We start from the raw sequence: 21,192 nt of genomic DNA on the forward strand, positions 1-21,192 counted from the left end.
CGATGCAACTGCTTTATGCTAGGATTATAAGATCGTTCACAGCGCCGCATGGATATACCATATTACCTGCCGATTTTGCAACCAATATTAGACTAATATTGGTTTTATTTATTTGTGGCTTACAGTCATGGCAATATGCAAAATCGGTTAGCGGCGTTTATTCCTATCCCATAATTAAGGAGGTGGTATCAAAAGAGAACGCCGGTCTGCGCAAAAATGAAAGCGCATTAATAGTTGTTTGTTTAAAAATATACTAGGAGGTTTTTTATGTTCTCTATGAGCCAAATGCTGCAAAGAAAACCGATTGTTATTTTATTTTTGGCATGTGTCCTCTTGTTATCACAGCTCACTCAGTATCCTTCCTCCTCTTCAGCCGCAGGCGGTCCTAACCTTGCTCTCGGCAAAACAGTAACGGCTAGCGGCCACGCTGATGTGTACGTTGCCAGCAATGTTAATGACAGCAATGCGGGTACGTATTGGGAAAGCACGAACAATGCATTTCCACAATGGATTCAAATTGATCTCGGTTCCAATACCAGCATAGATCAAATCGTGTTGAAGCTGCCGACTGGCTGGGGGACGCGTACGCAAACACTCGCTGTTCAAGGCAGCACAAACGGCTCAACATTTACCTCTATTGTCAGCTCTGCAAGCTATACCTTTAATCCTTCGGTAAGCAGCAATGCGGTGACCATTAATTTTACCGCAACCAGTACCCGTTACGTTCGCCTAAACCTTACGGCTAACACGGGCTGGCCCGCTGGACAACTCTCTGAATTTGAAATTTACGGCTCCACGGTAACACCTACTCCAACTCCTACACCGACGGCTACGCCTACACCAACAGCAACACCAACTTTAACTCCCACACCGACCCTAACACCGACACCAACAATAGCACCAACACCTACAACTACGGTTACGCCAACGCCTCCTGCTGGGTCCAACTTAGCTCTAGGCAAATCAATCACTTCTTCCTCAACGGTCCACACTTTCGTAGCCACAAACGGCAATGACGGCAGCACGACTACATACTGGGAGGGCGGCAGCAATCCAAGCCAGCTGACTGTTGATCTTGGTGCAAACCACAACATAACATCGATTGTTCTGAAGCTTAATCCGTCCAATGAATGGGGCGCTCGTACGCAAACCATTCAAGTGTTAGGCAACACCCAAGACACGGCTGCATTCACTAACTTGGTTTCTGCTGGAACGTATACGTTCAACCCTGCTAGCGGCAACTCGGTAACCATTCCGGTTGCAGCTACAGCCAAACAGGTTCGATTGAATATAACAGCCAACAGCGGCGCTCCTGCCGGCCAAGTAGCCGAGTTCGAAATTTATGGTGCCGCGGCTCCCAATCCGGACCTCACCATTACAGGTTTGACTTGGACGCCAACGGCTCCCATTGAGACAAACGCCATAACACTTAGTGCAACGGTTAAAAATATCGGCACCTCGAACTCTCCTGCGACTACTGTCAACTTCTATCTGGGCAACGAACTTGCCGGTTCCGCTCCGGTTGCCGCTTTGACAGCAGGCGCATCAGCAACAGTCTCGCTCAATGCCGGTACGAAAAATGCAGGCACGTACCCGGTTAGCGCAAAGGTCGATGAGGGCAACGCGATTATCGAACAGAACGAAACGAACAACAGCTACAACAGTTCGACTGCGCTGACTGTCGCTGCTGTGCCAAGCTCTGATTTAGTCGCAACAGCTACTTGGAATCCTAGTAATCCGAGTGCTGGCAATACGGTAACTTTTACGGTAAATCTTAAAAACCAAGGCAATATTGCTTCTGCAGGCGGCGCTCATGCCATCACGCTCGTACTTAAGAACGCTGCCGGCGCAACCATTCAAACCTTGAATGGCTCCTATAACGGCTCGTTAGCGGTAGGGCAGTCCTCTAATGTGACAATGGGAACGTGGACGGCTGTCAACGGCAGCTATACGGTAACCGCAACGGTTGCCAATGATGCGAATGAAGTCGTCATCAAGCAAGCCAACAACACCAATACGACAAGCCTATATTCAGGCCGCGGCGCAAATATGCCGTTTACCATCATTGAAGCAGAATCAGCTTCCAATACGACGAACGGAACTAAATTAGCTCCAAACTTCAAGCCTGGCGACTATGCCGGCGAAGCTTCCGGGCGCTCGGCCGTTCTTCTTGATGCAACAGGCGAATATGTAGAGTTTACGCTGACTTCGGCGGCTAACGCGTTTGTCCTGCGCAATGCGGTTCCGGAAAGCACGACTGGAACAGTTAGCATATACGCTGACGGTGTAAGCAAAGGCAAATTCACGGTATCATCCAAGTTCTCTTACGTATACGCAACGCCAAGCACGCTTGGCCGACTCGGCTATGACAACAGTCCTGGAGCAGGATTAACCGCTTACTGGCTCTATGAAGATGCCCAGCTTCTGCTGAACCAAGTCTATCCAGCCGGAACGAAGATCAAAATCCAGAAAGACGCCGGAGACGTATCGTCCATCTATGTAGACATGATCGAAACCGAAAATGTCGCTCCTCCAGCATCCAATCCGGATCCGACCAAATATGTTGAGGTATCTGCATCCAAATCCATCGAGCAAGCGCTTAATGATTTTAGACAGGATTCTACGAAAAAAGGAATCTTTATCCCTGCTGGAGAGTGGACGATTAACAGCAAAATATTCCTTTATGGACGCGCAACCGAAATTATTGGCGCAGGCCCGTGGCATACCAAGTTGGTAGCCCCGCAAAACCAATCTAATACGGATGTAGGCTTTAACATCGGTTCTACTGCAAACGGTTCGACGATTAAAGATCTGTCTGCATGGGGCAACTATGTGTACCGGACAGACGGACCAGGCAAATTTATCGACGGTAACGGTATGCAAAACGTAACGGTTCAAAACATTTGGGTGGAGCACTTCATCTGCTTGTATTGGGGAGTCAACTCATCTAACAATACGTTCAAAGACAACCGTATTAAAAACACATTCGCAGATGGCATTAACATGACAAACGGCTCTTCCTACAATGTCATTGACAACAACTATTCCAGAGGAGCCGGTGACGACGCTTTCGCCTTGTTCAGCGCGGTTGATGCTGGCGGCTCCTACAATGTAGGCAACAAGTATACGAATCTAACTGCAACTTGTGTGCGACGCGCAGCGGCTTTTGCCGTATATGGCGGATCGGATAATCTCTATCAAAACCTCTATGGTGCGGATACGTTAACTTATCCTGGCATAACCATTAGCAGCTTAAGCTTCGGTTACAACACATTAGGCTTTGGTGATCAGGATACCGTGATTGACGGTGTAACCTTAGACCGGACGGGTGGAGATTTCTGGACCAGTGTCGGAGCCGATGACAAAATCAATGAATATCAGAACTTTGGAGCGATCTGGTTCTTCGGTGGAGATCGAACCTTTAAGAACGTTCTGGTGAAAAACGTAGATATTAATAATTCGGTCTACTTTGGCTTGATGTTCCAGACGAAGTCCCCGGAGAACCTTGCTATGCAAAATGTTCGCGTCGAGAACGTCAACATTAACAATCCAAGCCGCTACGGAATCAAGCTTGTAGTCAGAGGAGAACAAGGCCAAGGCCCAGCTGTCGGCGGAGCAAGCTTTACGAACGTGAAGGTAAATAACCCTGGTGTTGCAGCCATTTATGGCGAAAGCGGCAGCCCGAACTTTACCGTCACTAGAGTATCCGGCAATAACTGGTGATCTAGCACAATGAACAGCAAACAGCTTACTCGGGCAACCGGGTAAGCTGTTTTTGTTTGATCGTAATAGCAGCTCCGACTCGATGCAAAATCATGACGTGTGCGCCATAAGCTGGCATGAAATTACAATTAAACCTCCCAATCCATTGACTATCTTGGTTTATAGTTATAAACTCAAGTTGTAGGTTTATAACCATAAACCATTAAGGGAGGTCATTATGAGTAACTTAAAGCTATGTGAAAGTGATTATCGCTTTATGCTTGTCGTGTGGGAGAGCGAGCCGGTGGCGTCGGGAAGGCTAGTCGCCCTATGTTCTGATAAGCTCGGCTGGAAAAAGCCCACCACCTATACCGTGCTTCGTAAAATGTGCGAAAAAGGACTTCTTAAAAATGAGGATACCATTGTTAGCTCCATAATCCCCAAGGAGCAGATACAAGCTTATGAGAGCGAGCATTTTATTGAGCGCACCTTCGAGGGCTCGCTGCCCCAGTTTCTCGTATCTTTTTTTGGCAATAAAGGTCTCTCCACTAAAGAGGCTGAGGAGCTAAAACGCCTGATTGACGAACATAAGGAGGGGTGAGTATGGAAACCATCTTTCTAAAAATACTTAATATGTCCCTGACCGCTACTTACGTAATCGCTGCCGTGCTTCTCATCCGCCTGCTGCTGAAACGAGCGCCAAAGAAGTATTCCTACTTGTTGTGGGCGATTGTGCTGTTTCGCCTTGTTTGTCCGGTATCTATCTCTTCGGAGCTCAGCATCTTCAATGCTCCCCCTTTTGATATGACGGCTGCACAAAAAAACAGCCCATCCGCGCTGAGCTATGTTCCTGCGGATATCGGCTATATGGAGAAACCGGGGATGACCGTGGGCATTCCGACTATGAACGCCATGATTAGCGAAAGCCTGCCTCCGGCTGCCCCTGCCGCTAGCGTAAATCCTCTGCAACTATGGATTAAAATCGGCACTATTGTTTGGGGTTCAGGCGTTGCTGCATTGCTCCTTTACGCCTTGGTGTCCTACTTCAACTTGAAACGCCGCATGGTCACAGCCGTCCGTCTAAATAACCAGATCTACGAGTCCGACAGCATTCGGTCGCCATTTATTCTTGGCTTTATCCAGCCGCGGATTTATATCCCCTTTGGCCTTCGGGAACAGGAGCGCATCTACATCCTGAAGCATGAGGCCTACCATTTAAGAAGGAAAGATCATCTGATCAAACCGCTCGCATTTGCGGTTCTTGCCATTCACTGGTTTAATCCATTTGCGTGGCTTGCCTTCGCATTAATGGCCAAAGATATGGAGATGAGCTGCGATGAACGGGTGCTGACCGAGACTGGTTCGGGTATCGCTAAGGACTATTGTTCGTCGTTGCTAGCCTTTGCAACAAACCAGCGGTTTCCGTCTGCGAGCCCACTAGCTTTCGGTGAGACCGGCATCCGGGAGCGCGTAAAAAATATTTTGCGCTTTAGGGCGCCGAAAAAACGAATGATCGCCTTCTCTGCTGCTGCCTGTATCCTGGCTGTCGCCGTTTGTGCCACGAATCCCATCGTGAATGGAGCAATCGATGAGGATATAGAGCTGTATGGCAGCTATCGTTTTGAGGAGCAGGTCTATATGAATCTATTTAGCTCGTTTATGGCCTTTGAAGGGTTTAAGGAATACTACACATTACCGAAAACTCGCTTATCATCACTAATGAAGCCGGCAATCAACAGAAAATAGCGGCTATCTATGAACGGGAAGCTTTAGATGAGCAGGAATTCAAGAACAGCTTTATAATGCCTAATATGAAAGGTGCTAGCATTAATGTCCCTAATATTTCAGGCTATAAAGAACGTTATCAATACAAACTAACTCATTCGGCCGTTGATTCGGATTACCGCCTTTATTTGCTGGACGATGAGCTATGGCTTGCGAAAATGCACAAGGACAACGTAAATACACTTAAGAGCGAATATGTTTGGAGCATCTATAAAATTTCAAAGCTTAACGAGGTCATGACCGAAAATACGACGATCACGGGAACTCAAGAAGGTGTGGATGCTTTTCTAGCTTTGCAACAGGACTTCAAATCAGGCTATGACACAGACAAGCCCTATAACATTACACCGGAATCAATGAAAGAAAACTCTGAATATCAGATTTTCAAATATGACCAATCCTGCGCATCCTTTTTGCTATATAAAGGGGAAGCCTATCCGCTTGGGCAGTGGTTCGGCGGGTTTGGCGTGACCAGCATAGCTCTCTCCGATCTGGATAGCAGCGGGGAATCGGAGTTGTATTTTACCTATTCATTTGGCTCCGGTATTCATCGCTCCCTAGCGGGTTACTTTGATCCGGGTACGAAGCAGGTTCATACCTTTGACTATGCGTATTTTGGTGGGGATATGGCACTCATGCCTAATCGTGACGGTACCTTGTCCCTTTATGCGGCAAAGATATCTAGCAGTGCTGGCTTTGTTAATTTCACCGCCGAGCGTACAGATTTTATTGCGGATATCATTTATGCTAAAGGCCAAACCACATTAAAGGCTGCAACGGACGAATAATATGATTTGAACAAGAAAACAGCTTATTCGGAAAACCGAGTAAGCTGTATTTCGCTTGAAATATAGGAAAGGATATCATTTCGCTATCCCTTCTCTACAAAATGAAGATAACGTTAATGTAATTATAATTGTTCGATAACCGCAGTGCTTCCATACTCGTCATCGAAAAGGATATCGATTAATTTTGCTGCTGTATCTTCCGCTGTTTGCAGCTTTCCTTCTTCTGCTAACTCTATAAATTGGTCGACGTAAGGAAATTGTTCTTTACTTACCGAACGAATATCCGCCTGCAGCTGTGTATCAATCATTCCTGGGTATACGGAGGCTACCTTAACAGGGTTCAATTGATTTGACTGCTCCATGCTTACGCTTTTGGTGAACGAGTCCAAGCCAGCTTTGGAGGTGCTATAGCAGCTTTGTGACGGCATCAGATATCGGGCAGAAGCTGAAGAAATATTCATGATTCGCTTATCTATCCTTAATTGCTGTGAAAGCTTAATAAAATTGGACGTTGTAATCATCGGAGCAAGCAGATTTACATGTACATTTTTAATAATGCTGGCAGCAGTGTTTTGTTCAATTGGCGCAACCGGAGTTAGCATTCCTGCATTGTTTATCAAATAGATAGCGGCTAAATCAGCTGCATCTTCCACTTCTCGAAAAATCTCTTCAAATAGCTTAGCAATTTCACCTAGTTGATTAAGATCGAATGAGCAGTAGCTCAGCCTGGCATTTTTCTCTTTGGCCCGTTCAATTAACCGTTTATTGGAGGTCCTTGATATGCAGAAAATATGATGCCCCTCAGCTAGCAATTGATCAGCCAATGCTTCCCCAATTCCTCTAGATGTGCCGGTAATGATAAAACATTTCATTCGTCGATTTCCTCCTCATTAACAATATGGTCACTCCGCTTGCGCAGCTTCTCTAAGAACACTATCAATGGTTTCCTTCCAAACCTCTTGATAATCCAAAGCAAATTTCATCATCATACATCTGGAAATATTATCGATGACTAATGCAAGTATCTGGGCCTTATAATCCACATTTTGAGAGGAGACAATGCCTAACTCTACCCCCTTGATCAATAGAGCACGAAAACCATTCAAAAACTCCTGCTGCATATCAGTTATACGTGCTCTGTAAAGCTCATCACGTTCGGCAAGCATCATAAACTCACTTAACACCCTCATTACGGCATAATGTTCTTTGTCACCATCCGGTAACATTTGTAAGCCCCCTTGATACAAGGTATCTCTATAATTCTCTTTTGTCAGCGAGTGTGTCTGGAAATACTTCTCGAAATGATGATCTTTGAATATATGATCAAAGGTTCGACCCACAAGCTCCTCTTTGGTAGCAAAGTGATAGTAAATCGAAGGCTTTGTTATGCCGACCTTGCTAGCAATCATTCCTAAACTTGTTTTTTCCAATCCATGCTCTGCAAAAAGCTCAAATGCGGCTTCTATTAATTGATTAGTCGTAAGCTCCTTTTTCTTCATATGCATCTGCTCCTTCCGTCCGCTTCCTGGTAATTATTATAAACATCAGAAATTTAAAAAGTCAATAATTTAACTACCGATAGTTAAAAAAATATTTTCTTTATTGCCTGAATATATAAGTCCAACCAGTGATTTTAGACTTAATGAGTTTCTGAAAGCAGGATTCCATACGGAAGCACAGTCGGTCAATGATAGTCCATTTATAATTGAGAATTTCATCGAATAATAATCATGGATCATACTCCCGTCTTCAAACTAATCGACCTTAACGGCTTCAAATGGGCAGCTTATTGCTGGGTTTTGGAGATATAGATCTAATTTTTAGATCTAATCTGGCGCAAATAGTCGAAATGGATGAAATAGGTCTAAAAAATAGATCTAATCTACCTCAGCGGTTTCAAATGGGCAGCTTATGGCTGGGTTTTAGAGATATAGATAAGTTGAACTAAAAAAATGAAGTGTAAGCGAAGTGAGAAGATTGTTCTGGAGAAACGAAGTGTTCGCCTTTGTAGCCGGATTCTTACCTTTAAATGTCTTAGTCAATCAAAGAATCTGGTTACAACAGCGACCCTAAAGAATGATCTACTCACACAGTGACCACCACGAAACACTTTAGTTCAACTTATATAGATACACGCAGCAAAAAGCCCACAACTCGATCAACGAGATGTGGGCTTTGAACAAGCTATTGCTTGAGGTCCACGGTTCAATGAAACCAACATAACAGCTTAGTGTTACTGCCTAATTACAACACGCGCGTCAGCCTAACCGCCTGATAAATCTTATTCGGCAGCTCTAGCCTGCTTGTTCCGCTTAGCAGCCCCTCGACCTCCGTAATCTTCATTTCCCAAGTATCGATGATTTCCGCTTTGAAGCTGCTGCCCTCAGGCAGCTCAATGATCCGGTATGCCGGACGATGAATGCCGAAGTATTGAAGGTAGTACTCCCCTTCAATTCCAATCGTCGGTACATCGTATACCTCGGGGATTGGCATGCAATTTTCCGGCGCTGCCTCCAGAATCGTCCGCAGAAAGCGGATTCGCTCCGGGCTGTCGCCATGCAGCTTGCCTCCCTTGGCCCACCAGATGGTATCATGCTCATCAGCATAGGTTTCTCCGTGTGTACAGTAGCTGCCACGGGCGATGATATCCCAGAAACGGCGGACCATTTCCTCGCCTGTCACATTGCCCCAGCGCTGCGGCAAATTGCCTTCATAGCAGCATTCATCCACCACAATGGGCTTATGGAATTCCCTGTGCCAAATCGGCGGCATCGTTACATCCCAATGCTGAACGCTCAGATGAGTAATCCATGGCTGCTTGTGATCATAGAACACGACACTGGCATGATCATACATCTTCGTACCGTTATGAATAGAACGCAGATGCGCGTAAGGATCTTCCTCCTGTGTCAGCTGCAGCAGGCGGTCCCAATCCGTCATATGCTTCTCTTCCATAAAATCATATTCATTAGCCAGCGCCCACCATACATTGCGGAAGGAAGCCAGGCGGGCAATCACATAGCGCAAATAATAATCATCACTTGACGCTTCCATGGCATCAAAGCCCCAACGCCCTTTGTCATAGGGATGGAATAGAATCAAATCCGCCTCAATTCCAAGCTGCTGCAAATCGGATATGCGCTGCTCAAGCTTGGCAAAGTAACGCGGATCGAACCGCTCCAGATCAAAGCTGCCGCCTTCCTCCTTCACAAACGGATAGCAATCCGGATCGGTTGAATTGAACGCATAATGCTTTGGAAAAACGCACATCCGGAGCTTATTAAACGGCGCTTCTGCCAGAGTAGCCAGCGTCTGCTGCTGCATCGCCTCGTCCAGATGAATCCATGCATAACAGGTCGTCCCGAAAGGAGCATAGCTGCTGCCGTCCGCATAGGTGAACTGATACTCATTTTTCACCCGAACCGGACCATGGTTGCCCTCCTTAGCAGGAGTACATACAAAGCTTCCCGTATGCCCATTCAATTGTGCTGACGAGCTCTCGGTTCTGTAAGTCCACCGACCCTCTTGCTCCGGCATGAATCGAATGCGGTATACCCCGCCCCCATCATAGAATCCCCGAACCAATACCTCATGCCCGTCTTTGCTAAAATACCCCTTCAGCTCCTGCTCCACATAAGGGTTGCCCTCCTGCGGACCGGCCAGTGAAAGCTCAAATTGCCCCCACCGCTCCACTGCTGCTTCCCGTACCGTCATGCGATCTTCCCCTCTCTCTTCGATTGCGGCAGTAGGCGTTCTCCGGCCTATTGCTCTCTAGCAAGCTGCCTTGACTGATCCTTTTTCGCTGTTTACCCTTTAATCCCCGTCGTAGAAATACCCTCTACAAAGTAACGCTGCAGGGAGAAGAAAATAATCAGGGCTGGGATTAATGAGACCACTGACATCGCGAACATAGGACCCCAGTTCGACTCGCCAGAGGAGTCCATAAACAGGCGCAGACCAAGCGGAACCGTGTAATTGCCCGGCGAGTTCAGATACAGCAATTGGCTGAAGAAATCATCCCAGGTCCAGATAAACGTGAAGATGGCCGTTGTAATCAGCGCTGGAAAAGCAAGCGGCAAAATAATTCGCCAATAAATCTGTATCGTCCCACAGCCGTCAATCGTCGCAGATTCGTCCAGATCACGCGGCAAGCCGCGAATAAACTGCACCATGAGGAAAATAAAGAATGCTTCCGTTGCCAGCAGCTTAGGTACAAATAGCGGACCGAATGTGTCTACCCAGCCCATTTTGAAGAAAAAAACATATTGCGGAATGACCGTTACGTGATGCGGCAGCATAATGGTCACCATCATCAGCGCGAACCATACTTTTTTCCAAGAGAAGTTTAGCCTTCCAAATGCATAGGCCGCCATCGAGCATGAAACCACGTTTCCCACCACGCAAATCAGTCCGAGCATAATGGAATTGCCAATGAACGTGCCGAAGGAGGATTTGGATACGCCGGACCAGCCCTTCGTATAATTGTCCAGCGTGACCTCTTTAGGCCAAATCGACAAATCCGAAAAGATGAGGTAGCTTGGTTTGAACGAGCTGACCACCAGCCAAATAATCGGGTAGAGCATAACGAGGCCGAGCACAATGACGAAGAGGTGCGTACCCATGGCCTGTGCTCTTGAAGTTGTATTCATCGTCATTTCCCCCCGTCCGCATAGTTAACCCAATACTTGGATGTGCCAAAGATAATAGCTGTAAATATCGCAATAATAACCAGAAGTCCCCACGCCATGGCAGAAGCATAACCCATCTCGAAGAAGGCAAAGCCCTTTTGGTAAAGATACAGGGTATAGAACAGCGTAGAGTCGATCGGCCCGCCTTTGCCGCCACTAATAATAAAGGCTGGCGTAAAGGCCTGGAAAGCCGTAATCAGTTGGATGACTAGATTGAAGAAGATCACCGGCGAGAGCATCGGAATCGTAATATTGAAGAAGCGGCGCATTCTGCCTGCTCCATCCACTTGGGATGCCTCATATAGCTCCATCGGGATCTGCTTTAAGCCCGCCAAAAATATAATCATCGATGAGCCAAACTGCCATACGGTTAACGCAATAATCGAATAAATCGCATATTTGGGATTTGATACCCAATCCGGAGCCTGAATGCCGAACACGCTGAGCAAAAACTCATTCAGCACACCGCCGCCGCCAAACATTTTGCGCCACAGGACAGCTATCGCTACGCTTCCCCCAAGCAGGGTCGGAATGTAATAGACCGTCCGGTATAGTGGAAGTGCTCGTATGCCTTTGTTCAGAAGCATGGCTACCGCAAGCGCAAAAATCAGCTTTAACGGGACGGATGCGAATACATAAGTAAAAGTGACCTTTAACGATTGCATGTAACGTGGATCATCGAGCATTCTGGCATAGTTTTCGGTCCCGATCCATTTGGACGGTGTCAGCATGTCATATTGGGTAAAAGAGAGATAGAGTGAGCTAATCATTGGTCCAATCGTGAGTGCGAAAACCCCCAAAAACCAGGGCAGAAGAAAAAGGTAGGGGACCGCATTTTTCTTCCACAGCCCCTTGAAATACATTGAAGTCCGATTTGATTTAGCTGATTGATTCAAACGCGGTCCCTCCTATTGGGATTTTATTTTGCTTTGGCGGCTGCAGCTTGAGCGGCCTTCAAAGCTTCTTGGGCAGATTCTTGGGCGGAAGCTGCGCCGAAAGCTATTTTCTGAGCCGCATTTTTCAAAGCGGCATCCCACTCGGCAATGTTTGGCATTTCGCGGTCCATCTCGCGGGACTGCTCAGCGGCCACGTCCAGATAGTTATACGTTTTCAATACGATTGGCTCTGCATTCGCTTTTAGAGCTTCACGAACGACCTTGGAACCCGGAATGCCTCTGTCGCTGCTTAAGATCGCTGTTGCTTCAGGATCATTGACGAAGAAGTTAATAAATGCAGCCGCTTCCTTGCCGTGCTCGGTTTTTGCGCTTACCCCTAGGAACTGGCTAGGCTGAATCCACATGCCCTTCTCGGTTCCGCCACTTGGCAGCGGGATCATCTCCAGCTCATCCTGCATCGCTTCTTGGAAAGCCTTCAACTGATTGGACCACATGACAACCATCGCAGTTTTGCCTTCAACCAACATAGAATTGTCGGGAGCAACTTCCAAATAAGCGGCCGATTTCTCTGCTGAAGGAATGATGCCTTCATCACGGAAACGCTTCCACATATCAAACCATGAGGTCATGTCTGTTTCATCAAAGGAAATGCTGCTGCCATCAAACAGTGCTTTTCCGTTTTGTCGCACATAATGCCCAACATAATGGGTAAAGGCAGATTGATCTGCGAAAGCATAGTAACCGCTGCCAAGCTTGGCTACAAGCTCCTTGCTGTACTGCTCCAGCTCTTCCCAGCTCAGACCCGCTTTCGGCGGCTCCATGCCAGCTTTTTTGATCAACTCGGTGTTATACACGATGCCAAGTGCATTGGAGCCCAGATTAATGCCATATTGCTTGTCATTCAGCTTGCCGCTTGTGGCAATCGCCTCGTCAAAATCGCTTAAATTAATTTCATTGCCCATGAACGGGTCCAATTCAAGCAGCGTGCCGCGGGATACATAGTCTGGGTAATTGTTGCCCAACTGAATAAGGTCAGGCGCATTGCCTCCCGCGATTTGGGTATTCAGCTTATCCCAGTAGCCGTCTGCTCCCAGATATTCGGCATTAATCGAAATGTTAGGATTTTTGCCCTCAAACAATTCAATGACCTTCAGTGTTGCTTCATGACGCGCCTGAGACCCCCACCACATCATTCGCAATTCTACTTTTTTCTCTGCGGCTTCCTCTCCTTTATTACTTCCGGAAGGACTGTTAGTCGATGAGTTGCCGCATGCAGCAAGGAAAATCATCAGGGTGACGAGCAGCGAAGACCATAACATTCTGTTTTTAAACATTTTAAAAAACCTCCCTTATAGTTAGCAAGCTAAAACATTAACGATGTTGCATAATTGCTATCGGTTTCATTTCAAGGAAAATGAATCCCAAGAAAGCTGCTGATTGGCGATTTTCCGCGCATCTCATCAATCATGTTGAGTACAAGCAGGTTCCAATTTAAAAATCCGCCGTTCATGACTGGCTCTCCGGTTTCTGGAATATAGTACTCATGAAGCACACCCGTTTTCTCGAGATCCCTGCCAAGCAGCGTTACCGTCTTGATGCACAGCTCCTCGGCTTGCTTCACATATCCATAATTCATTAAGCCACGGAAGACCACATAATTGGCAACAATCCAGACTGGGCCAAGCCAGTTCGACGGGTTATTCGTTGCCCGGCAATCGAACATTTTCTCATCCTGGGCGAGCGTTGCCATGCCAGACGGGCTGTTAAACGTATTTTTATCTGCTGCATGCAGCTCAGCCAGTAGAGCAGCCTGCCTATCATCGGCAATGCCCGCCCACAGTGGAATGAAACCAGACCATACCCTTATTTTAATGGGTAATGTCTTCCAGAACACCCCAAGTCCAGTATGAAACCAATCATAAGCACGGGTTTTAATATCCACATCAACCGAATAATAAAACTTGTCCCGCTGATCCCAGCATTCCTCCTGAATAGCTTTACTGAGCTCGGCTGCCTTCTCTTCAAAGCGCGATTGCAGTTCAGGGCGACCAAGGTGAGCAGCAATGGATGAAAAGGCTTTCATATCACTAACCATAAAGCTGTTCAAATAGATATTCGCAGTTGAGAAGCGCGGCCGACCAAAGGTTGCCGGATCATTATCCATTCCGATCATCACATCGTCCGCCCACACATACAGCCGGCTATTCTCGTGATAATAGAAACGGTCATAGCAATCGAAGTAGCGCTCAAGCTGCTCCAGATGCGGCTCGATCCAGCTGTAATCCCCGCATGCTCCGCTTATAATTGCAACCTGCTGGCATAAGAAGGGCTTGTGCATGTTCATGATATGCCCTTCCTTGCGCTTACCGATCAGATAAGGCTCGGGCAGCTTGCTCTTTTCAATCATCATCGGAATGTAGCCATCTTCAAGCTGATAATCGAGAAAGTTAAAAATATTGCCCTTGGCATGTGCAATATAACGGTCCCTGTTCTCATCTTCCGCCATATTCAGCAGCGCGTAGACTGCCCAGAAGGAATCCCAATCCCATAGATTGCCGTCATAAATGGAGCCGGGATCCACAAAGGGATGTTTGAGATAATGAGCGGGTGCCTTCAGAATGGTATCCGCCTTCTCGCCAATATAAGCTCTTAACAGCTGTTCATAATGCTCGAAAGCTTCACTCATAGGCTTGCTTCTCCTTCCTTTTTCCCTGTCTGCGCGCAGTAAAAGGTATACGTTCCTGAGCCTACCTCATAATGCAAGCTGCCCGCTTCAAGCGATTTCACCTGACCTTGCGCTCGCACTGCCGGCCCCGGCAAAATCACGGAAGCAGTCGTATTGGGCGGCAGACTGAGCTTGACCGTAACTCCTTGCTGCTCATCATATTCCCAGCTTGCTTCAATGCGTCCGTATCCGCTCTCATAATGCGCTTTCACATATTTGAGCGTTCCTCCCGGCCTTGGCTGAAACCGAAGGTGCTTGAAGCCGGGCTGCTGCGGATCGGTGTCCAACCCTGCCATGTAACGGAACATCCACTCTCCGACCGAACCTAGCGAGTAATGGTTGAACGAGTTCATGCTAGGGCTTTGAAAGCCGCCATGCTCTGTCCAGCCGTCCCACCGCTCCCAGATCGTCGTAGCGCCATGCTTGACGGAGTAAAGCCAAGAAGGATAGCTTTCCTGATGAAGCAGCGTGTAGGCAAGCTCATTCTGGCCAATCTCGGACAATACAGGGAGAAGATAGCCTACGCCGAGGAAACCCGTCGATAGATGATTGCCATTTTCCTCAATGAGCTGTACCAGCCGCTGACCCGACTTTTCATTCAGTTCCTCAGTCAGCAGGCCAAAATATAATGCCAGCGCATATACCGTCTGGGTATCTCCTTCAATCATGCCGTCCGTTGCAACGAATCGGTTCATAAAGGCCTTTTTTATTTGTTCGAATAAATCATCGTAGCTAGCCGCATCCGCCTCATTGCCGACAAGGGCAGCAATCCGGGCAAATAACCGAGTACTGTAGGCAAAATACTGTGTGGCTAGAACATCTTTTGGCGTATCCGCATTCACCGACAACCAGTCGGCGTGATTGGCATAATCCGGCCGGATCAGATCATTGCTATTAGCCTTCAAGTAATCGACCCATAGCTTCATTCGATCGTAATATTGCTTTAAAATGGCAGCATCACCGTACATCAGATACAACGTCCACGGGATAATAACACCCGCATCTCCCCAGCCCGCATTATCCGGTGCAAACCACTTGGCGCTTGATACCTGCTTGAAGTATGACCAGTTTGCATCCGGTGCCGTATCCGGAAACGCGCCGTCCTCCCGCTGTGCATCAGCTACATCCACCATATACTTTTTGAAAAAGGCTTCGACATTCATGTTATAGCAGGCTGTACGTGCAAAGATTTGCGCGTCTCCCGTCCAGCCGAGTCGTTCATCCCGCTGCGGACAATCTGTCGGAACACTAAAGAAATTCCCCTTTTGTCCCCAGACAATATTGCTGTACAGCCGATTAATCATCTCATCCGAAGTTTCTACCCAGCCGGACGTTTCAGCGGCCGAGTAGGCGGCGAGTCCAAGCAGTTGGTCAAGGGTTAGCTCATCCTCCGCTCCTTCAACTTCCACATAGCGGAAACCATGATAGGTAAAATGCGGTTCCAGCTCCTCTGTTCCATTCCCCCGCAAAATATAAATGCATGTTTGAACCGCCTTGCGGAGATTGGCGAAGTACAACGACCCGTCAGCATCCAACATCTCCGCATGCCGAACCGTAATTTCCTGTCCGGAGCGTCCACTGATTTGTAGTCGTGTCCAGCCGGCAATATTTTGCCCTAGGTCGTATATATAGCTGCCCCGCTCTGTCTTCCTGACAGATAACGGACGGATCTGCTCCATCACCTGGATTGGCGGATCATGCTGCAGTGTCAATTCCCCTGCGTAAGGCTCAAAGCAGTGCGGCTGCTCCCAATCTACATCCTGAAAGCCGGGCTCATTCCAACCGGACTGCTCCAGGCGGGCATCGTACTTTTCCCCTTTAATAATGTCCGAGTAAAGGATCGGCCCCTTGCTTATTCTCCAAGAGTCGTCCGAGATCAGCCATTCTTCACTGCCATCCTCATACGCCAGATGAAGCTGAAACAGCAGCCTCGGAGACTCCCCATATACCTGGCGTCCCATCATCCCCAGATAACCCGCGTACCAGCCTGTGCCTAAAATAATGCCGATGGCATTGCTCCCCTGGCGCAGCAGGTGTGTGACATCGCAGACCTGATATTGTGCCCTGGTATGATAATCCGTCCATCCGGGGGCGAACCGCTCGTCGGTTGCACGCTTGCCATTAATGGATAGCTCATAGAGCCCTAATGCACTTGCGTAAGCGGTTGCATTTTTTACATGCCTTTCCGTTTGAAAGGCTTTGCGCAGATAGCTTGCCGGAGGCAGCTCCAGCTCCTTCGGGATAACGCTTCCAATCCATTGCGCAATCCACTCCGATGGCTCAAGGCGCGCTTGCGTCCAGACGGCTGCTTCACTCCATTCCGATGGCGATCCAGACTCATCCCACACTCTGACTCTCCACCAGCATCGTTTGCCTGCTTTGGGCAGTAGGCCCTCATATTCTACATGCAGCGATTGTCCCGATGCAACAACGCCACTGTCCCACAGGTCCGGCTTACCCAGAAGCAGCTGCTCTTGTGCAGATGCAGCCTGAATATGGTAAGCACTTTGAAGCTGATCCGACTCGGCGGATTGCAGCATCCAGCTCATGCTGGCGGCAGCGCCTGTCGCTTTCTGCTGCGGCTCGTGCTTATGAACCATTTTTAAACGACTTGCGGTAATTCCCACATTCGCGCTCCTCTCTGCATCCTGCTTCGTTGATTACAGTATAAAAGATCATGAATCGACATTTATAGGTTGATATCACAATAGATATAGGGCATTATCATTTTTTCTTCTTGATATTTTATCTATAAAGCGCTTATAATAAGTGAGACAAAGCAAGAAAGGGAGCTGCGAAATGGTTCAGGTGCTGACTGGAGATCGTTTTTTCAAACCTGATTTTCCCATTTTCCTCAATCGGGAGACCGAGTCGTTCAAGGTCAAATATCATACGCATGATTTTATTGAAATCTGTCTGGTAGAGGAAGGGCGGGGCTTTCAATTTATTGGGGATCAGACTATTCCTGTTCAAAAAGGGGATATATTTTTGCTGCCGATCGGGACCTCTCACGTCTTCCGGCCTTCGTCCCCCCAATCGACCGAACCTCTGGTTATTTGCAATTGTATTTTTCAGCTCGAAGCGATTCGGGATGTGAAGGACTGGATTCCATCACAATCTGAGCTTTACCGGGTTCTCTACTCACCGCAGGAACTGAAGCAGGGCTGGTACTATTATCAGGACAAGCATAACCGTCTTTCCCAGATGTTTCAGATGGCGTATCTGGAGTTTCACCAGCAATTCTCCGAGCACCGTACGATGCTCAAAACGATTCTGCTGCAAATTTTGATTTTGATGCACCGCATGCAATCCGAGGTAACCAATGCGGGCAAGCTTCAAAGTACGAACCGCTACCGCGAGAAGGTGGAGGATATGATCCAATTCATCCATCATCATGCGCATGAGCAGCTCACCCTAAAGGACATGGCGAGCTCCAGTTCCATCAGTGTCAATCATTTGCAGCAGCTGTTCAAGCAAGCCACCGGACAAACCTTTAACCGTTATGTGCAGCATGTCCGCATTCAGAGAAGCTGCGTCATGCTGGAGACGACGGACCTGCCCGTCAACGAAATCGTTGGACGTATCGGCTACACCGATCTGAAATTTTTCCATGCCCTGTTCCGTAAGCTGACCGGCTGTACCCCTCTGCAGTATAGAACCAAGGCTCTTAAAATAGGCGAATAAACCAACACCACCAACGGTATAATTCATCCTCTGTATCCCATCCTGAGAAATTAGGACCAGAGCCCAACGCCTCAGTTACAGCATATATCTATTGTGATAAACTGGTTGTCGATATTATTTTTCCAAAATAAGCAATCCAACCCACATGGAATATTTGGTTTTGCTGGTAAGGAGGTAGTATGTACATGAAAAAACGGATGATACGAGGCTTGGGTGTTGTGGCTCTTGCAGTCACGCTTCTCGCACTTGCAGCATGCGGCTCGTCGGGACCCTCACAAGCTGATTATGACAGCTTACAGGAACGTGTTGCCGGATTGGAGAAGCGACTCACCGATAAGGAGCAAGAACTGGATGAGCTAAAGACTACTCTTACAGCTACTAATCAATCAGGCGGCAATATCAACACTACAGTGCCAGACGACAATGGTCCCGCTGGCAAAGGCGATAGCGTGCTAATCACCTTTGAACAGTATAAAGAAATTGAAATTGGCATGACCTATAAAGAAGTAACCGAGATTATTGGCGGTGACGGCAAAGCGATCAGCGAAGCTGACGATATGGTCGTCTACTCCTACTTTGGCTCGGGAGACACAGGCGCCAATGCCATATTGTCTTTCCATAAAGGCAAGCTAATGAATAAGGCTCAATCAGGGCTTAACTAAACAAACATCGCCCAAGGTCCGAGGACCTTGGGCGATGTTTGATTTTCTATGCTTTTCAAAGCTGACGGCTTCTGATCCTTCTTCCCTCTACCTTAGGATTTACCGTTGAAGGTCCGCGAGTCGTTTTCTAATTTCGTTAACAAGCACATTTTTCTCCTCTTCGCCTATCCCATCCGCGGATAGCTTGCGTGCAGCAATAGGAGCAATCCAGGCATCCACTTCCTCATAAGTAATACCCGCTAGTTTAGTATATTCATCCATAAACACGTCGATGATAGACTCTCGAATCGTATTAATATAGTCCACTGCTTCGTCTGGCAGATAAGCGGGCAGGACAGCATATCTAATCATAATGATATATTCCGCCAAATCTGCTTCTGGATTGCCTATGGTCGCATTCATCCAATCAATCATGAGAGCATTGCCTTCTCTAATCATGATATTGCCTAGATTCGGATCGCCATGACATAATTGTTGCTTGCTAGGCAGGCTTTCCAACAGAGTAATGACTTCTTCCTTCTCCTTGGAAGTTAAATAATTGACCCAGCCAATCGAGTTTTTGATCGTTTCTCTTTGCGACGGAACATTTAGATTGGATTTAGAATGGATTTCACTTAACATTTGAGCGGTGATCCGGACATCATCATGTTTATCTTCAATATGCCCCTGTTCAGTAACGCCTTCTTCGGAAGACGTCCTGTGCAAGGCATGCTGCACAAAACGCTTCATCAACGTCTCCCCATAAATCCGTTCAAAAACAATGCCTGGGCGGCCATCGATTTCTACAAATTCAAATGGTTGCGGCACAGGCAATCCTTGCTCCCAGGCCATACGATTGTGATCATACTCTCTTTTCATCGCGTCTATATCTGTATTCGCTCTTGCTAATTTGATGATTTTGCTAGCATTTTCCCACTCAAAAACTTCGGAGCAGCCACCCTCACCAATTTTTTCACCGATCATTGCATTCATGTAGAACCCCTCCTCATTCTGTAACTTATTCGCTCAGTTACCAATTTTTACAACAAGTATACACTAAGCGTTTCAATGCCGCCATAGCATTATTAGCTAAATCACAGTCATTCGGAGCAAAAAATACATAAAGGAATGCAGCTTTAAAGCAAGTCTTCAATCGCCACCAGATACAAGAAATGGCCTTCACTAAACAACACGCGATTCTCTCGAAAGTCTTGCGTTAACGGGGCAAGCGGTTCTCCTTTTTCATTCAGAAAATGGACCTTATGCCCTGTCGACAATCTTTCTGGTTTTTCATTTTTCTTGAGAATAAAGTCTCCGCTTTTTCCGTAACCGCCGTCAAACAAAAAGTGATAACCATCCGTACAAAACCCAGAGGAGCCTGAAATCTCCGGATTCATAAAGGTAACCTTGGGCTGTTCGAGTCCGCCCGAAACGCAGCCTAGCAAAAAGTCCGTATAATAATAAAACCAGACCTCCTCTTCCTTTACCACATTTAACGCATAACAATCGGCAATATTCGACACTTGATCTTCATATCGTTTGTTGCCATTCTCATCCCAAGCCACAAGTCCTGGCGCGCCGATAGGTTCGCCCCAGCCGTTATTTCCGAATACGCCTTCGTCGAAATAGCTGGTCCAGATGGTGCCTTGTTCAGTTACCTGTACACTTTGAATCCCATCCCCAAGCAAAAATTCTCGAATGGTATTTCCTTCATAATCGCATACTTTAACGTTCATCTCATACTTTCCATCACCATAATAAGCGCAGCGCGCTCCCACTAACAGCAGATGCCGATGAAGCGGCTGGACATAGTGATATTTAAAATGCTGGTCCGCGATTACCACTTCCTCGATATCCTGATCATCAAAGTATAAAACCTTATAGGTAAATGTTTTCTTTAGATCCTTTGACTCCGACCTCCCACGTTTCTGGACAGGGATCTGGTTAATTAGTAACACATACATGCAGCCATCCGAGCCTATTTGTGCCGAGACGATTTCAAAGCCCTCCGTATACGCAGAAATATCGGCCAAAGGCTGTAGAGTCACCGTTTGATTAAACATGCCAACTCCTCCTTCATGACAGTTATAAAATGACCTTCTATACTGGTTAACTGTATTATGTGTGAGCTGAACGCTCCTGAACATGGCGGAAGTATGGCAAGATATCGGCTTTAAAACAAATCATGCTGCGTTATCCCTATCTTCATAAAAAATACAGAGCATGTGGGTCTAAGACTCACATAGCTCTGTATTTTTTGATGTCTGACGTATGGAGCTTCTC

16 protein-coding genes are annotated in these 21,192 nt (G+C 47.1%); 6 read left to right on the forward strand and 10 right to left on the reverse strand.

Annotated elements, in window-relative coordinates:
* The first annotated feature begins 267 nt into the window (after positions 1 to 267).
* The 4 genes from E0496_RS14320 (at position 268) to E0496_RS14335 (ending at position 6,275) form a co-directional block, all read left to right on the forward strand.
* Positions 268 to 3,723: a discoidin domain-containing protein gene (locus E0496_RS14320; protein ID WP_141502492.1), complete on the forward strand. Its 3,456-nt coding sequence runs from the start codon at positions 268 to 270 to the stop codon at positions 3,721 to 3,723.
* Between the two features lie 217 nt (positions 3,724 to 3,940).
* The gene (locus tag E0496_RS14325; RefSeq protein WP_141502493.1) at positions 3,941 to 4,303 is read left to right on the forward strand and encodes a BlaI/MecI/CopY family transcriptional regulator; all 363 of its coding nucleotides are present in this window, start codon (positions 3,941 to 3,943) and stop codon (positions 4,301 to 4,303) included.
* Positions 4,304 to 4,305: 2 nt separating this feature from the next.
* On the forward strand, positions 4,306 to 5,448 hold the full coding sequence (locus tag E0496_RS14330) for a M56 family metallopeptidase (RefSeq protein ID WP_141502494.1): 1,143 nt from the start codon (positions 4,306 to 4,308) through the stop codon (positions 5,446 to 5,448).
* Between the two features lie 56 nt (positions 5,449 to 5,504).
* A complete protein-coding gene (locus E0496_RS14335; RefSeq protein ID WP_141502495.1) occupies positions 5,505 to 6,275 on the forward strand; it encodes a hypothetical protein in 771 nt (256 codons plus the stop codon).
* Positions 6,276 to 6,397: 122 nt separating this feature from the next.
* Here E0496_RS14335 and E0496_RS14340 read toward each other — a convergent pair whose 3' ends face one another.
* From E0496_RS14340 to E0496_RS14375, 8 genes are all read right to left on the reverse strand, one after another.
* A complete protein-coding gene (locus E0496_RS14340) occupies positions 6,398 to 7,147 on the reverse strand; it encodes a (S)-benzoin forming benzil reductase (RefSeq protein WP_141502496.1) in 750 nt (249 codons plus the stop codon).
* Positions 7,148 to 7,177: 30 nt separating this feature from the next.
* Positions 7,178 to 7,774, reverse strand: a complete 597-nt coding sequence (locus tag E0496_RS14345; protein ID WP_141502497.1) for a TetR/AcrR family transcriptional regulator — start codon at positions 7,772 to 7,774, stop codon at positions 7,178 to 7,180.
* 745 nt (positions 7,775 to 8,519) lie between these two features.
* The gene (locus tag E0496_RS14350; RefSeq protein ID WP_141502498.1) at positions 8,520 to 9,989 is read right to left on the reverse strand and encodes a DUF5605 domain-containing protein; all 1,470 of its coding nucleotides are present in this window, start codon (positions 9,987 to 9,989) and stop codon (positions 8,520 to 8,522) included.
* A gap of 92 nt (positions 9,990 to 10,081) precedes the next feature.
* Entirely contained in the window at positions 10,082 to 10,924 is an 843-nt protein-coding gene (locus tag E0496_RS14355; RefSeq protein ID WP_141502499.1) for a carbohydrate ABC transporter permease, read from the reverse strand.
* Positions 10,925 to 10,926: 2 nt separating this feature from the next.
* Positions 10,927 to 11,826: a carbohydrate ABC transporter permease gene (locus E0496_RS14360; protein ID WP_141502538.1), complete on the reverse strand. Its 900-nt coding sequence runs from the start codon at positions 11,824 to 11,826 to the stop codon at positions 10,927 to 10,929.
* A gap of 56 nt (positions 11,827 to 11,882) precedes the next feature.
* Positions 11,883 to 13,193 (reverse strand): ABC transporter substrate-binding protein, encoded by a 1,311-nt coding sequence (locus E0496_RS14365; protein ID WP_141502500.1) that lies wholly within the window; start codon positions 13,191 to 13,193, stop codon positions 11,883 to 11,885.
* A 71-nt stretch (positions 13,194 to 13,264) separates the two neighbouring features.
* On the reverse strand, positions 13,265 to 14,545 hold the full coding sequence (locus E0496_RS14370; RefSeq protein ID WP_141502501.1) for an MGH1-like glycoside hydrolase domain-containing protein: 1,281 nt from the start codon (positions 14,543 to 14,545) through the stop codon (positions 13,265 to 13,267).
* The gene (locus tag E0496_RS14375; protein ID WP_241674806.1) at positions 14,542 to 17,184 is read right to left on the reverse strand and encodes an alpha-L-rhamnosidase; all 2,643 of its coding nucleotides are present in this window, start codon (positions 17,182 to 17,184) and stop codon (positions 14,542 to 14,544) included. The genes E0496_RS14370 and E0496_RS14375 overlap by 4 nt, the downstream gene beginning before the upstream one ends.
* Positions 17,185 to 17,383: 199 nt before the next feature.
* Here E0496_RS14375 and E0496_RS14380 point away from each other — a divergent pair, with 199 nt between their 5' ends.
* Together E0496_RS14380 and E0496_RS35595 are read left to right on the forward strand one after the other, a co-directional pair.
* Positions 17,384 to 18,268 carry an AraC family transcriptional regulator gene (locus E0496_RS14380; RefSeq protein ID WP_141502502.1) on the forward strand — a complete coding sequence of 295 codons (885 nt, stop codon included), beginning with the start codon at positions 17,384 to 17,386 and terminating at the stop codon, positions 18,266 to 18,268.
* 185 nt (positions 18,269 to 18,453) lie between these two features.
* On the forward strand, positions 18,454 to 18,930 hold the full coding sequence (locus E0496_RS35595; RefSeq protein ID WP_161601427.1) for a carbohydrate porin: 477 nt from the start codon (positions 18,454 to 18,456) through the stop codon (positions 18,928 to 18,930).
* A 99-nt stretch (positions 18,931 to 19,029) separates the two neighbouring features.
* On the opposite strand, the gene E0496_RS14390 is transcribed toward E0496_RS35595, so the two are convergent.
* Positions 19,030 to 19,902 carry a phosphotransferase family protein gene (locus E0496_RS14390; RefSeq protein ID WP_141502503.1) on the reverse strand — a complete coding sequence of 291 codons (873 nt, stop codon included), beginning with the start codon at positions 19,900 to 19,902 and terminating at the stop codon, positions 19,030 to 19,032.
* Positions 19,903 to 20,045: 143 nt separating this feature from the next.
* Positions 20,046 to 20,972, reverse strand: a complete 927-nt coding sequence (locus E0496_RS14395) for a hypothetical protein (RefSeq protein WP_141502504.1) — start codon at positions 20,970 to 20,972, stop codon at positions 20,046 to 20,048.
* Positions 20,973 to 21,192: the final 220 nt, after the last annotated feature.

The sequence above is a fragment of the Paenibacillus luteus genome, from assembly GCF_006542765.1.
Lineage (GTDB): Bacteria > Bacillota > Bacilli > Paenibacillales > Paenibacillaceae > Pristimantibacillus > Pristimantibacillus luteus.

Bases quoted from the DNA above. Each gene is read 5' to 3' on its own strand.
- E0496_RS14340 (WP_141502496.1), bottom strand. From the start codon at position 7,147: ATGAAATGTTTTATCATTACCGGCACATCTAGAGGAATTGGGGAAGCA.
- E0496_RS14395 (WP_141502504.1), bottom strand. From the start codon at position 20,972: ATGTTTAATCAAACGGTGACTCTACAGCCTTTGGCCGATATTTCTGCG.
- E0496_RS14320 (WP_141502492.1), top strand. From the start codon at position 268: ATGTTCTCTATGAGCCAAATGCTGCAAAGAAAACCGATTGTTATTTTA.
- E0496_RS14380 (WP_141502502.1), top strand. From the start codon at position 17,384: ATGGTTCAGGTGCTGACTGGAGATCGTTTTTTCAAACCTGATTTTCCC.
- E0496_RS14370 (WP_141502501.1), bottom strand. From the start codon at position 14,545: ATGAGTGAAGCTTTCGAGCATTATGAACAGCTGTTAAGAGCTTATATT.
- E0496_RS14355 (WP_141502499.1), bottom strand. From the start codon at position 10,924: ATGAATACAACTTCAAGAGCACAGGCCATGGGTACGCACCTCTTCGTC.
- E0496_RS14360 (WP_141502538.1), bottom strand. From the start codon at position 11,826: ATGTATTTCAAGGGGCTGTGGAAGAAAAATGCGGTCCCCTACCTTTTT.
- E0496_RS14345 (WP_141502497.1), bottom strand. From the start codon at position 7,774: ATGAAGAAAAAGGAGCTTACGACTAATCAATTAATAGAAGCCGCATTT.
- E0496_RS14350 (WP_141502498.1), bottom strand. From the start codon at position 9,989: ATGACGGTACGGGAAGCAGCAGTGGAGCGGTGGGGGCAATTTGAGCTT.
- E0496_RS35595 (WP_161601427.1), top strand. From the start codon at position 18,454: ATGAAAAAACGGATGATACGAGGCTTGGGTGTTGTGGCTCTTGCAGTC.
- E0496_RS14390 (WP_141502503.1), bottom strand. From the start codon at position 19,902: ATGAATGCAATGATCGGTGAAAAAATTGGTGAGGGTGGCTGCTCCGAA.
- E0496_RS14375 (WP_241674806.1), bottom strand. From the start codon at position 17,184: ATGGTTCATAAGCACGAGCCGCAGCAGAAAGCGACAGGCGCTGCCGCC.
- E0496_RS14335 (WP_141502495.1), top strand. From the start codon at position 5,505: ATGCCTAATATGAAAGGTGCTAGCATTAATGTCCCTAATATTTCAGGC.
- E0496_RS14325 (WP_141502493.1), top strand. From the start codon at position 3,941: ATGAGTAACTTAAAGCTATGTGAAAGTGATTATCGCTTTATGCTTGTC.
- E0496_RS14330 (WP_141502494.1), top strand. From the start codon at position 4,306: ATGGAAACCATCTTTCTAAAAATACTTAATATGTCCCTGACCGCTACT.
- E0496_RS14365 (WP_141502500.1), bottom strand. From the start codon at position 13,193: ATGTTTAAAAACAGAATGTTATGGTCTTCGCTGCTCGTCACCCTGATG.